This window comes from Aestuariicoccus sp. MJ-SS9 (assembly GCF_032586235.1).
Classification (GTDB): Bacteria; Pseudomonadota; Alphaproteobacteria; order Rhodobacterales; family Rhodobacteraceae; genus Aestuariicoccus.
On the sequence record NZ_JAWHTD010000045.1, the window covers coordinates 1 to 12,395 of the forward strand.

A 12,395-nucleotide genomic window follows, 5' to 3' on the forward strand; every position below is an offset into this window, starting at 1 on the left:
CTTGGCAATCAGGAGGACGACGATCCGACGGTCTCGAGCGTGTTCAGTGGCGTGACGGGCATTCCGGTCCCGAACGACACCAACCTGCCGCAATATGCGCAGAGCAGCGGCGCGGTGGTTGAGACGGATGTCGACTACGACGTTGGGACGGACGACGAGAACGCCGATCTGGAATACGATCTGGAACTGGTCGGCACGGCCCTGACGGTCGAGTCTGGCAGCACCGCCAGCACCGCGATCGCGACCAATCTCGAGACGACCGACGGTTTGGACGTCTACCTGGTCAAGGAGGGTGACTTCGTGGTCGGCCGGACCGGCACCGTCGGCACCACCGGCATTGTGCTCGGGGATGCGGTTCTGGCCGTGCATATCGACGACAGCGGTGTGCTCTCCAGCGCGCTGTGGCAGTCGCTCGACAACAAGGTTCCCGGTTCCAGCTACAACGAGCCGGTGGACCTGGCGGGCTATCTCAACGTGGTCCAGACGGTCATCGACGGGGACCTCGACGTCGACACCGACACGGTGGCGATCGGCGACAAGGTGGTCTTCCGCGACGACGGTGTATCAACGAGCGTCGAAAACCTTGTAGGCTCCGGCACATCTGACCCGCAATTCGGTCTCTGGAATGCGGACTTCGGAACGGATGATCCTTACGTATGGGACGGGTCGCCTGGCTCGACGACACCAGTTGCCGTGAGCATCGACAGCTTTACAATCGGGAGCACAACATACGACACGCCCACTATAACTGACATGACCTTCGACGGTGTCGGAACGGATGGGGAGTACTATCTCTCTGGGACGTTGCTCGCTGATTTCGATGGCGATGGAACCCCGGGCGATGTTGACCCTGATGATCTTGCGGAGGCCATCGACTTCACAATGGTGTTCAATCCGGATGGCACCTACATCCTGAACCTGAGCGGAGGCTTCAGCACGACCTTCACCCAGTCAACGGATGATGGCACCTTGCCGAACGGCGGGCCGGACCCTGTCCAGACGCTGACGTTTGACCCACTTGGGCCAGAAAACGATGTCATCTTCTATGCCGTCGAGTACGACGCCGTGGTTCTTAGCGAACTTGTTGACTCTCTTGGTTACCTTGAAGAAGACCTCAACAAGGACGGAGACCCGACAACTCCTGGCACTGATGTGTCCGTAAACGAGTTCCTCTACGACTGGATTAATGGCGACTGGGAGCAGAATGTTGGCGACCAGGGCTTCGGGGTGAACAATAACAACATGAACGGGTATAATGACCCAGCGTTGAACGAGTCCTTTGTCATCAATCCAGATAGAGACGTCAGCTCGTTTGAACTCGAAATGCCCAGCACCGGGGGCCCATCCTATCAGTATACTGAAGACGAGCTCGGAGACCCAACAGGTGACCTGCTTGAGTATCGGTTAATCTACACGACGCCTGACGGCGGCGGTAACTATTTCAGTGACTGGTTCCAGATTACAGATGCAGACCTAACGACAAAGCCAGGTACGTCGAGTGAGTTTGTAACCATCGACTCGAGGGGGACAGACACTCGTCTGATCGATGGCGTACAAGTCGTCATGACAAATGGCGAAGTTAAGATCAGCACGATCTCCTTTACTGTTCAGGAGGGGGTGATCGCCGAGCCTGTCTCCATCGACATGACCGCAACGGTCACCGACGGAGATAGAGACACCGCAAGCGACAGCTTCTCGGTCTCCCTTGAAGCGGATCCGGATCCCTTCGCTCCGCCTGACGAACGCCTGATAGGCACGGACCTTGAGACCGATACTTTCAACATCGACTTCGCGACACGAGATGAAACCTGGTGGATTGGGGACGATGTCGAACTTGCGGGTCGTTTTGAGGACGGGACAGATCAGATCATGCTGCTGAACCCCTATGCGCCGATCGTGATCGGTGCAGATGGGAGTGACGCCACCATCACGGTTGGTACGGGCGCCAGCGCCACGACCGTGACTGTCTATGGTGCCGCAGGGCAGTTGGCGCTCGGGGATGATGTTCTGGTGGCCTATTCCGACCAGGTGATTGACGGCACACTGAACTTCGCATCCCTAACCACTGGAACAGTAACCGGAACGGCTGACGTCCATGACGCTTTCATCGCTGATGGCGACAATGCGGAGGCGGACCTCTTCGCCGGCGGGGCTGGAGCAGATACTTTTGTCTTCTTCGATGACGTGGATGGTAACACAACCATCTCCGACTTTGACGAAGACGACCGTATCCTGATCTCCGCATCCGGTTTTGGTGGCAATGGCTTCGAAGAGGGCCCGCTCGACCCGGCTGATGGGTATTTTGTGACCAGCACGGGAGCGAACATCGATCCGATTGCAGATGCGCCTGGCGCAGTCGATTACTTCATCTTCGATACTGATGATGGAAAGCTCTACTTCGACGCCAATCCTGAGGATGCGACCAATGTTCTGGTCTTGCTGGCGACAATACTCGAGGATGGCGTCACTCCGGCCACGCTCGATGCCTCTGACATTCTGATCATCGCCTAAGGGCGAGGATCAGGGCCGCAAAATGAAAAAGCCTGCTGGTCTCCGACCAGCAGGCTTTTTTACTTGGATTGATATTGGCGGTGTGCTCTGGGCGCGTTCTGGCCGACCTAGCCCTGATCAGTCGTTATGGATACTCGGCTTTCTTCAGCGTTTTCGGATTAAGCTTATTCGGTAGACATGTCATTACCAAGGACGGCCTGGCTACGCATAACACTTAAGGCCGCTCACGGGGCGTTGGCCAGAGTACGGGGATGCCTCTGGATCAGCTCGGGTCGCTCTCACCAAGGCGTTGCCCGATCCGGATGCCGGGTCGGTCATTCGGTGAGCCGATGAACTCTATGCCGGCGTATTCGAAACAGGACTTAATCTTCAAAATCGTAGTCATGTTGGCGGAGGTTATTTCGTCCGTGGCTTCGAGGCGCTTGATCGTACGCGAACCTATGCCCGCGTGTTGGCTCAAATCTTCAATTGACCATCGCAGCGCGGCTCGAGCCATGCGGATTTGTTGGCCGCCAATCATTGACAGCGCGCAAAATGGCCCATAAAGTGCCATTTATGATCCAATTTGGGCCACATCACAGAACAGACTGGCGCTCCGAATTCCAGCGCCTCGAAGGCGCCTACGCACCGTCAACCATGCGTAGTTACCGCTCCGATGTCGAGGCCTTCGAAAACTGGTGCCAGGAAAACGGACTTGCCGCGCCGTTTCCTGCGGCCGTTGAGACTGTTTGCCGATTTCTGGAAGACCAAGGGAGGTCTAAGGCCCCGTCGACGGTGCGGCGACGGCTATACGCCATCCGCAAAGTTCATCGGCTTCTCGACTTGCCCGATCCGACCTATGCCGAGGACATCAACCTTGCCTTTCGCCGCGTGCGACGGGCAAAGCCCGTGCGTCCAAAACAGGCGCGTGGCATGACAGCGGTTGATCTCAAGCGCTTCCTTGAAGTGCAACCCGACACACCTTGGGGGCTCCGCAACATGGCGATGCTCTCGCTGGGATATGAGCTTATGACCCGACGCTCGGAGTTGGTGGCGCTTCGCGACGAGGACGTCGAGTTTCGCGAAGACGGCACATTGCGTGTGCTGATCCGCCGCAGCAAAGCCGATCAGGAGGGCAGGGGGCGGATTGGGTATTCATCTGTTGCAAGCGCCCATCGTTTGCATGCGTGGCAGCGGTGGAAAGGCGAGACAACGCACTGGCTCTTCTGTCCAATCTACAAAGAGCATCCCATCGATCGCCCTCTTAGCGACACCACGGTTAAGGTGATCATCAAGCAAGCAGCCAAAATGACAGGCTATGGGCCCGAAGACGTGCGCTCGTTCAGCGGTCATTCGATGCGTATTGGCGCGGCCCAGGAGTTGCTACGCTGCGGTTTCGACATGGCGGCGATCATGCGGGCTGGGGGATGGAAGTCGATCAATGTACTGGCGCGATACCTGGAACACGCGGAACACAATGTCTGGGCGTAGGCTTTGTGCCGTTGGAAAAAACTGATCTGGTTTGGAAGCCTACTTCAGGGAGGACCCCTGTTCAGGGAGCAGGCCAAATCGATTTCGGGAATGGATCTCTCGATAACGTGCACTAGCAGACGTAATTAGCAGAGGCGTTATCGGGCATTTGGGGCTGAGAGACGTCTCGAGCAGAGAAATCTAGATGCATTAAAAGTGTTTAACATCAAATACTTATATATTTCACGCCCTCTAAAAACACAACCTTAAGCTGAAATCTGGCTTTGTTTTGGGATTTTGGCCATTTTGTCGGACGCGGATAGCGATGTCCTCTGCGCCCGAAGGCAAGGCAGCCAGTCGTGAAACGCGCGCTTGCGCTGCGCCCGTGCCTCACGCCAGTAGCGCTTGAGCAGGCGATGGCGCCGGCCGCCCTGTGCCGTTTCGCTGTTCCGCGCCTTCTGCAGCCGTGCGATCAGCGACATCCCCGTGCGACGGTTCCGCGCCGACATCGGCATTTCGGTCAGAATGGCGCGAACCTCGGTGATCTGGTCCGTGAGGTCCTCTTCCTCGTCCGAGGGCGGCGCGGTGCCCGCCTCGAATTCGCCCAGAGCCCGTACCACCTCCGCGAGCCGCGCCTCTGCGACGGCGAGGGCCAGGGCGCTGCGCGTGTGGGCGTCATCCGCCAGAAGGTCGATGGGCCCAAGATCTGGCGTGTCGAGAATGATCCGCGCTCAGGCCGCGACACGCTCCCGGTCGGGCTGTGCAGTCGCGCCATGCTGCCGTGCATTCTGCGCCACCACAGCCTTGCCGGTGGCACTGCGCGGGCCAGTGCTCTGCGTGGCATTGGCCCGGTTGCGTGCGGTGATTGCTCCGTCTGTCACGCCTCGATCAATGAGACGACCGCCTGACGTCTTGAAGGTTGTCTATCGTGGTCCCACGCCAAGCATGATGTCGTGCCGTTGAGCACATCGTTGCCATACCATTCTGCAGGCTTATTGCCTCAACAATTGCGGGGCAGCAGAGCTGGTGTCCGGCCTGTCAGGGAATACGCGACCAGACCAATCCACTCCTTGATGGCCATGTTGAGAAGATCGAGGTTCCCGGCGAAAGACCAGGAGAGCCCACCAATATCCGCGGCGCGATAATCGACCGGATATGGGATCATATCGCGCCAACCCGCTGCGCAGAAGCTCCCTACACTGCGCGGCATGTGAAACGCCGACGTGACCAGAACCCAAGGTCCACGCGTGGCATCTTCGACGAGCTCATACGTGCGCGTGGCGTTTTCCCCCGTGTTGCGCGCTGCTGGTTCCAGAGTGATCCGACTGTCTGCAATCTCGAAACGGGCAAACAGGGCCTGTGCGCCATCGGCACCAGAAACGCGTTGGTTAACCAGACTGGCGCTGCCGCCGGTGAATATGAGGGTGGCCTCAGGGTACTCCTGCGCGAGCGCCAATCCCAGGATGAGCCGCTCTCCAGCTGCATTGAATTCCGGCAATCCGGATGCGGCAGACATTCGGGCGTCCTCACCCCCGCCCAGAACGATGATGCCCGCTGCCGACGAGATGTCCGGCGAGGCAGGAAAACGCGTTTCAAGCGGTCGCATCAGAAGTTGTCCAACAGGCACAAGCCCGATGAGCAGAACTAAGAAAAGCGCGGAAGCTAACATCTTATTGGCCGCTGCCACGCGGTCCCGGCGCAGACACCAGAAGCCAATAACCAGAAGCAGGACGAACCAGATTTCCGGCCGAGCCACCAGCCAGAAAAGCTTGGACGCGACAAAAAACAGCGTCTCCATCAGTGTTGAGCTTGCCGAGATGCAGAGAGCGGCGCGTCAATCACGATCCGTCACATCGACATGAATAGTGATCCCAAGAACGTCCCGAATGGCGTCGACCACGTCTGCGTCATGTACTTGCATGTAGGCCCTAACCTCATGGAGCTTCATGTCTACAAGATACCGGTACCAGAAGCCTTGCAACACATGGAACGCTGTGCCTTCCTTACCGTCGAGAAACCCCAACCGAACCACGTACCGGTAAAGGAAGTACGCAAAAGCACGGAACCCGCCTGGCAGTCGCGCATAGACGCGTTCCTTGAGCCAGCGCTTGACACCAGCTTGCTGCCCGCCGCTCAGATCTGCGACTGTTTCATGCGCCATGAAACCAAATTCGAGATTCAGCAGATCTACAGCTTCGCGCGACGCGTAGGAGTTGTGCTTTTCCGTCCACCAAGTCAGCGAGTTCAGATTGTCGTCGATGATTTCGCCCGAGAGATCAGCCGTATCGCCGTCGACAAGGATATGCTCGTCCATCCACCGATCCTCGCAGCGCCCTGCCCCATGCCGGAAGAGTCGCAAAACCCGGATCGGAAAGACCCCTCCCCATCTGATCGGCTGGCCAAGGAAGTGCATGCGTCGCGAGACGTAAACACCCTTTGTTTCAGTACTAAGATCGGGCAGCAGATCTTGGATTTGTCGCGCGAGATCCGGAGTGACGATCTCGTCCGCATCAAGCCGAAGCACCCAGTCGGTATCCTCGGGCAGCTGGTCGAGAGCCCAGTTGAATTGTGTCGCATAGTTCTTCCAGCTATTGAAATGCACCTCCGCGCCTTTTTCTTTGGCGATATCGACTGTCTGGTCGGTTGATCCGCTGTCCATCACGAGGCAATGCGAAGCAAATGACCCAACGGAATCCAAACATCGTGCAATGTGGCGCTCCTCGTTCTTGGATAGGATGACTATAGTCACGCCGGGTCCATTCTTAGCCTGGGTTGTCATAGTCGGCCGATCCAGTCTTTCGGGTCCAAATGCAAAAAGCCCATCCTTATTCTTTTTGATCGCAGGGTAGTTCTTGGAATCAAGGCCTGTGCGGCACGGCATCAGCCGCAATCTCTTTAGCCATCCTCAGCGCCAGCTGCACCAGCGCTAGGCTCGGGCTCGCGCCGCCTACCGTAGGAAATACCGAGGTCGCCAGAGCGCGCAAACCCGGGACGCCGTGCACGTTTAGATGGGCATCGACGACGCCGGTTTCTGCTGTCGGTCCGATCCGTGTGGTCCCGGCAGGGTGATAGATGCCACCGCCGGCGCGCAGGGTCGATTCAATCTCGGCTTCAGGCCGGGGTGCCAACCGCCCATGCACGGTCATCTGCCCTGCGCCCCAGCTTTCGAGCGCCAGCGCACTAACCGCGTGAAATCGGGCCAAGTCCGCCTTTGAAACCCACCAAGCAATCCGGGCCCGCGGAAGGCCGAAGGGGTCCGCAACGTCCTCGGCCAGGGTGATGCGATTGCCGGGGTCAGGGGCCTGTTCGGTCACGAGGTGCAGCTCAAACCTCGATCGGGATGGTGGAAAAACGCGCTTCTCCACCATCCGCCACCAGACAGCGCGGGCGAACCAAGGCAGGTCAGACAAAATCCGGCGCAAGTCGCCACCTTGGGGGACCTGGCGCTGTTGCGCAGCTTGGAACAAGGCGCGCAGTCCTTCGAAGCCGCTTTCGGGGTCTCGTGCGAAGGCCACGTGCAGGAAAGCGGCGGGCAATCCCGCTTCGGCACGGGCCTCGGGAGCCAGTTCGAAACGCAGATTACGCATGCCGCCCCTGACGAAGCGAAAGCCAAAAGTCCGAGCGACTTGTCGGCGGTCAAAGTCCACTAGGTCTGCGATCGGAGCGGACAGGTGGTCGTGAAACCCCCGGCCCAACGGCGATCCGGACGGAAACAATTGGCCGTTCTGCGCACGGTCCATCAGCAGCAACAGCCGCGTAGTCTCAATCGCGCCAGCGGTAAGCACCACAGTTGGCGCTCGGGCCTGCAAGCAGTAACCAGACCGGGATTGCGCAGTCACGCCCTCTATCCGGTCGTTTCCCAAATTGATTTTGGTTACTGTCGCGTCAGTCCAGACTTCAACCATTGGGTCATGATGCACGCCTTGCGCAAATAGATTGGCAGTGCTCCGCTTCTGAAAGGTCGGCCATTTTGGCTGCCTCGAAAGAAAGCCTGGCAGTGGGTCGGCGCCGCCAATTGCGCCCCCTCCGTAAGGGCCCGACGCGACACCGAACGCTGTTTCGGCTGCGGGAAGCTCGGCCTCTAGAGCGGCGGGGTCTATTTCCCATCCCGTATGCCATCCAGCGGGATGCGGGCCCAAGTCTTCGGACAGGTAGGGCAGCAGGGCACCACCCCAGCGTGTTGACGTTCCGCCAAGGCAACGGAAACGGCCATGCTTAGCTCCCCTGTAACCGTCGCCCTCCAGTTCTACGGCGTTTAGCGGGTGGGTATCAGTCTCCTGCCCCTCGTCCCCACTTTCTAGGATCAGGACATGCAGACCTCGCGACGCCAGCGCATCGGCAAGGAACAGGCCCGCAAGTCCGGCGCCGACCAAGATCACGTCAGCCTGAATTGGTGCCTCTGGAGCCGCCTTGGCGAGCGATCTCAACATTGCGGTGTTTGCGCCGCGGCAGCTACGAATTCCGCAAGGCGGGCGCGCGACCGCGTGTAGACCAGGATCGCGCCGGTATCGTTGCGAGCCAGCGCCCCGGAAAGGATCTCGGCCCCGCACCGCCCCTTCTTGTCCGAGGAAAAATAGCCATAAGTCAGTTGTAGGGGGCGGCCGGCGCAGGTCACAATGTCACCCTCGTGCGTGTCGAGTCCGTCGCGCACCTGGATTACCTGCGCCAGCGGCATACCAGTCTCGAGGAAGGGCGCCACCATGTCCGCAGAGCCCGCCACACCTATGTGCCGGATGCGGTCGCCCTCTGTATCGCGCCACCGCTGCCACTCGTCGGTCGCCAGCAGGCCTGGAGCCGGTTCGTGCAGCAGCAGGATATCCACACAGTCTCGGCGAAGCCGGCGCAGGCTGTCCTCAAGGCTGCGTCGCGCCCTGTCCACGGTTAGGTCGGCCACCGCCCGCGACAGCGGTGGCCAAAGCTTGCCACCGACCTTACGTACCAGCATCGAGGTGTGCCCCTCGCAGCCGCCGCCCGGCGGATAAAGTCCCACCTTGGTGGTGATCGTGATCCCCGGCGTGTTGGAGAATGCGGCACCAAGCACGCGTTCAGCACCACCGAAACCGTAAAGTGGCGCCGTGTCAAAATGCGTAAAACCCGCAGCGGCGGCGGCCTCGAGATGTGCAGCCTGCACCCTGTCACGCCCTAAGTGATGCAGGCTTGCCGTTCCGAATACAAAGCGGCTAAGATTTAAATCTGTGTTTGGTAGGCATATACTACGCATTGCGGCGGTCGCGGATTGCCGCAATATGAGATGCGTCGACCCAATGTGTCTTGAAACCAGCCTCTGTCAGCAGTCTTTCAATCTGCGATGGGGCACTCGAAAGCCCTCGGTCGGCAAGTAGCGAAAAATGCACCTCAATAAACAGTGCACGGAGCGTCGGTTCCATAAGCAGGTTTGGCATACCAAGTAGCACATCGAGTTCAAAACTCTCAGTGTCGACCTTGACCACATTTGGCAAAGCAAGGCAAAGCGTATCATGTGCGTCGTCCGCAGTCATGATTTCCACCTTAATGCCAGCATCTGGCTCGCCCTCGACAATTTGGCTGTTGGCCCCCAGTTCATCACCGCCGTCTACCATGTTCATTGACGATGTCTCGCGGCCGAGGCCTCTTGAGATAGCCGTGACATTAGGTAGGCCCGAAACAGCCTCGAACAGCGTCGCAAAAGTTTGAGGAAACGGCTCGAAGGCGATCACCTGACCGTCTACTCCGACTTGGTTGGCGAATTTCGCTGTGTAATATCCGACATTTGCACCAACATCCCAAACCGTGTCGCCCGGGCCGATTTCTGCGAACATAGCGTCGTCGAACGCGGCTTCGTAGCCTCTGCGCGCCAAAAAATGACCGACCAGACGGGTCAGCCCCAAGGTGCGAGCCACATTTCGCATCCGGATGGATACGGAGTTAGTTTGCCAGTTCATTCTTTCACTTACTCCTGCTTGCCACGTCTGTAGCTCGGCGTCGCACTGTCCGAGCGGGGTTGCCGGCAACCACGGTGTCGGAAGCTATATCGCGCACAACTACGCTGCGTGCCAAAACAACAGCATTTTCGGCAATTAAAATTCCCGGGCCAACAAAGCACTCTGCCGCAACCCAAACTCCAGATTTTATGTCAATTTCCCCCGCAATTAACGGAAAGTCAGGATTGTCAAAATCATGGGACGCAGTACAGAGGTAACTTCGCTGGCTTACAGTCACGCCGTGCCCAAGTCGGATTGGTGCGACATTGTAACAGTCCACTCCTGCGGCCAAGCAGCTATCGGCTCCCATTTCGAGATTCCAGGGTGCCCATATGCGTGCTGAGGGATAGGGAAAAGCTCGACCCGGAATTTGGGCGCCGAATAGCCTTAGCACGGCAGAACGCCAGCTGTGCAAAGGTACGGGAGTGAACCTACACAGAACAAACCAAGTCATTTGCCAAAGTCCACGGCGCAACTTATTTCCGAGGCTGATCCTCGGCATCACTTTCAGGCGGTCTGGCGCAGCGTTCGTCATTACTGTTCCTGCTCTCTCGAGAAATCTTCAAAGTCAGGGGCGTAGCCCCACCTGCGCATAGGTTCGGCCAGAAGATCGGCTATTTCAGTTTTCAGTTCCGGACTCTGAAGTTCGAGCCAACGCTGCACTTGGCCCTGGTTGAAAGTCAGACTGTTGCCATAGATGCGGTCTATCCACTCGAGACCACCAGGCATCGCGCGCCCGAGATGATCACATAATTGTCGCAGTGCCGTCGCCTGCCGCCTGATGGTCCCACCACCTTTCGGTCCGACGAGATCCTCGAAGTTGATCACAAGCACGTCCCCGGCCTCACTTAACCAGCCTTCGGAGCGTGCAAGCACTTCGGCGAAAGGACGTATACGGCGCGCACGATCACCGTGCAGCAATTTAGCTACCCTATGCTCCCGCGACAGGCTACCGAATTCAGCGTACAGATAATTGTCTGGGCGACTCTCAATCCAATCGGCAAAAGAGATCAACATGTCGCGCGGATCGCGCCGAATCACAATCATACGCGCACCTTCCGAGCGCATGAGCGCGACCAGTTCAGGGCTGTAGGCGGCATGGCCGCCGAGAATTCGGCCACGCAATTTGCGTACCGTGTACTGGATATAGGAAGGGCGGATGCGCACTTCAGTTTCGAGCCCAATGTCGATTCCTTGAGTACTGCCTCGCAACAACCGCTTGGCCATACTAAACCGACCGTAAATAAGGTGAGCTGCGATACCATTAAAAGGCCCCTCAATACCCAACTCATTTAGCGCCGAGTAAACAAGGTGGTTCCCTGATTTCCAAATGCCGGTGACAAACACGCAAGGAGTTTTCATTTTTCATATATCAGTTTTGACGTTTTTGAATAGAAATTCTCCATTTGAGCTGCCAAAGCATCCCAACCAAATTCCCTGATTGCCCATACCCGACCCACTTTTCCCATTGCCGCCAGCCGCGTTTCTGGTGTTTCCATGGCATTTCGCAAAGCTACTGCGAGTGCGTTAGGATTGGAATCGACCCACCAGCCGCACCCTTTTTCCTGCAGTACTTCCCAAGGTGATCCCCAACTGGCCAGAACGGGCGTACCGCAAACTAAAGCTTCAGGAACAGTCAGGGCAAAGTTTTCACTCAGAGAAGGTAGCGCAAAAAGCCGCGACCCAGCGATCAACTCATCTCGCTGGGCACCGTAGCGGGGTGGGCCAATTATCGCGCGCACAAGACTTAGTTCCGCACATAGTCGACGCAGTTCTCCGCCGTGGCCTTCCGGATCTGGCCCTGCAATCTCGAGCTTCCAGTCCGGGAAATCAGGCTCCACCTGAGCCCAAGCTCGTAAAAGCCGTTCATAACCTTTCACTGGATGCAGCCGTCCAAGAGCCAGCACACGCTTACTTCGTTCGGAAAAGGCAGGCAGCCGAACGGACGTTTCCTCGACCCCATTGGGTACCACTGCCACAGGCACATTGCCAACATAGGCGCGGATGTCGCCCTTCTCTGCTTCGGCTGTCGCGTGATAACCTGCGGCACGCGCGAAGCAGCGGTCTTGGAACAGTGCACGCACTATTCGCTTGCGTACCGGCGAGTAGGATAGCGCGGCAGGCGCCAACATTCCGTGTGGCGAAATTACCAGAGCCCGACCCTTCTGCCCGGCCCAACCAGCCGCAACAAGGGAAGAATACAACCAGATGCCGTGCAGATGCACTAGGTCCGGGTCATAAGTGCGTAGTGCCCGGCCCAGTCCTGGCATGAAGCCAAATTTGGCGGGGCCAAAACGATCCAAGACCTCGGCGGCAGCGCCTTTCCATTCAGCTGCATCCTGTTCCCAAGCGGGATCGCGGATGCCGAAGACCTTGATTTCCATGCCGCGATTCGCGAGTGCGCCTGATAACCCCTCGATCATCTGGCGCACACCGGAGGCGCGGCGCGACAGGTGTCCGGCAAGAAAAGCCACA

12 protein-coding genes are annotated in these 12,395 nt (G+C 58.1%); 2 read left to right on the forward strand and 10 right to left on the reverse strand.

All coding sequences use genetic code 11. The annotated features are described in order from the left end of the window. The coding region (locus RXV88_RS19760; RefSeq protein WP_410468847.1) for a DUF5801 repeats-in-toxin domain-containing protein at positions 1-2,511 on the forward strand (2,511 nt) is incomplete at its 5' end. Positions 2,512-2,773: 262 nt separating this feature from the next. On the opposite strand, the gene RXV88_RS19765 is transcribed toward RXV88_RS19760, so the two are convergent. Next, a complete protein-coding gene (locus RXV88_RS19765; protein ID WP_316295221.1) occupies positions 2,774-3,064 on the reverse strand; it encodes a helix-turn-helix transcriptional regulator in 291 nt (96 codons plus the stop codon). A 2-nt stretch (positions 3,065-3,066) separates the two neighbouring features. Here RXV88_RS19765 and RXV88_RS19770 point away from each other — a divergent pair, with 2 nt between their 5' ends. Beyond that, positions 3,067-3,981 (forward strand): tyrosine-type recombinase/integrase, encoded by a 915-nt coding sequence (locus RXV88_RS19770; protein ID WP_316295222.1) that lies wholly within the window; start codon positions 3,067-3,069, stop codon positions 3,979-3,981. A gap of 245 nt (positions 3,982-4,226) precedes the next feature. Here RXV88_RS19770 and RXV88_RS19775 read toward each other — a convergent pair whose 3' ends face one another. The 9 genes from RXV88_RS19775 to RXV88_RS19815 form a co-directional block, all read right to left on the reverse strand. Next, positions 4,227-4,580 (reverse strand): hypothetical protein, encoded by a 354-nt coding sequence (locus RXV88_RS19775; RefSeq protein WP_316295223.1) that lies wholly within the window; start codon positions 4,578-4,580, stop codon positions 4,227-4,229. Positions 4,581-4,691: 111 nt separating this feature from the next. Beyond that, the gene (locus tag RXV88_RS19780) at positions 4,692-4,841 is read right to left on the reverse strand and encodes a hypothetical protein (protein ID WP_316295224.1); all 150 of its coding nucleotides are present in this window, start codon (positions 4,839-4,841) and stop codon (positions 4,692-4,694) included. A 119-nt stretch (positions 4,842-4,960) separates the two neighbouring features. Then, a complete protein-coding gene (locus RXV88_RS19785; RefSeq protein WP_316295225.1) occupies positions 4,961-5,758 on the reverse strand; it encodes a YdcF family protein in 798 nt (265 codons plus the stop codon). A gap of 36 nt (positions 5,759-5,794) precedes the next feature. Beyond that, positions 5,795-6,739 (reverse strand): glycosyltransferase family 2 protein, encoded by a 945-nt coding sequence (locus tag RXV88_RS19790; protein WP_316295226.1) that lies wholly within the window; start codon positions 6,737-6,739, stop codon positions 5,795-5,797. Between the two features lie 79 nt (positions 6,740-6,818). After that, a complete protein-coding gene (locus tag RXV88_RS19795) occupies positions 6,819-8,390 on the reverse strand; it encodes a GMC oxidoreductase (protein ID WP_316295227.1) in 1,572 nt (523 codons plus the stop codon). After that, positions 8,384-9,181: an aldo/keto reductase gene (locus RXV88_RS19800; RefSeq protein WP_316295228.1), complete on the reverse strand. Its 798-nt coding sequence runs from the start codon at positions 9,179-9,181 to the stop codon at positions 8,384-8,386. The genes RXV88_RS19795 and RXV88_RS19800 overlap by 7 nt, the downstream gene beginning before the upstream one ends. Continuing rightward, complete coding sequence (locus tag RXV88_RS19805; protein WP_316295229.1) at positions 9,174-9,881, reverse strand: FkbM family methyltransferase; 708 nt, start codon at positions 9,879-9,881, stop codon at positions 9,174-9,176. Before RXV88_RS19805 ends, RXV88_RS19800 begins: the two co-directional genes overlap by 8 nt. A gap of 573 nt (positions 9,882-10,454) precedes the next feature. Continuing rightward, positions 10,455-11,282 (reverse strand): hypothetical protein, encoded by an 828-nt coding sequence (locus RXV88_RS19810; RefSeq protein WP_316295230.1) that lies wholly within the window; start codon positions 11,280-11,282, stop codon positions 10,455-10,457. Next, positions 11,279-12,394: a glycosyltransferase gene (locus tag RXV88_RS19815; RefSeq protein ID WP_316295231.1), complete on the reverse strand. Its 1,116-nt coding sequence runs from the start codon at positions 12,392-12,394 to the stop codon at positions 11,279-11,281. The genes RXV88_RS19810 and RXV88_RS19815 overlap by 4 nt, the downstream gene beginning before the upstream one ends. Between the last annotated feature and the right edge of the window lies 1 nt (position 12,395).

Coding starts and splice junctions, on each gene's coding strand:
- RXV88_RS19765 (WP_316295221.1), bottom strand. CDS start 3,064: ATGGCACTTTATGGGCCATTTTGCGCGCTGTCAATGATTGGCGGCCAA.
- RXV88_RS19770 (WP_316295222.1), top strand. CDS start 3,067: ATGATCCAATTTGGGCCACATCACAGAACAGACTGGCGCTCCGAATTC.
- RXV88_RS19785 (WP_316295225.1), bottom strand. CDS start 5,758: ATGGAGACGCTGTTTTTTGTCGCGTCCAAGCTTTTCTGGCTGGTGGCT.
- RXV88_RS19790 (WP_316295226.1), bottom strand. CDS start 6,739: ATGACAACCCAGGCTAAGAATGGACCCGGCGTGACTATAGTCATCCTA.
- RXV88_RS19795 (WP_316295227.1), bottom strand. CDS start 8,390: ATGTTGAGATCGCTCGCCAAGGCGGCTCCAGAGGCACCAATTCAGGCT.
- RXV88_RS19800 (WP_316295228.1), bottom strand. CDS start 9,181: ATGCGTAGTATATGCCTACCAAACACAGATTTAAATCTTAGCCGCTTT.
- RXV88_RS19805 (WP_316295229.1), bottom strand. CDS start 9,881: ATGAACTGGCAAACTAACTCCGTATCCATCCGGATGCGAAATGTGGCT.
- RXV88_RS19810 (WP_316295230.1), bottom strand. CDS start 11,282: ATGAAAACTCCTTGCGTGTTTGTCACCGGCATTTGGAAATCAGGGAAC.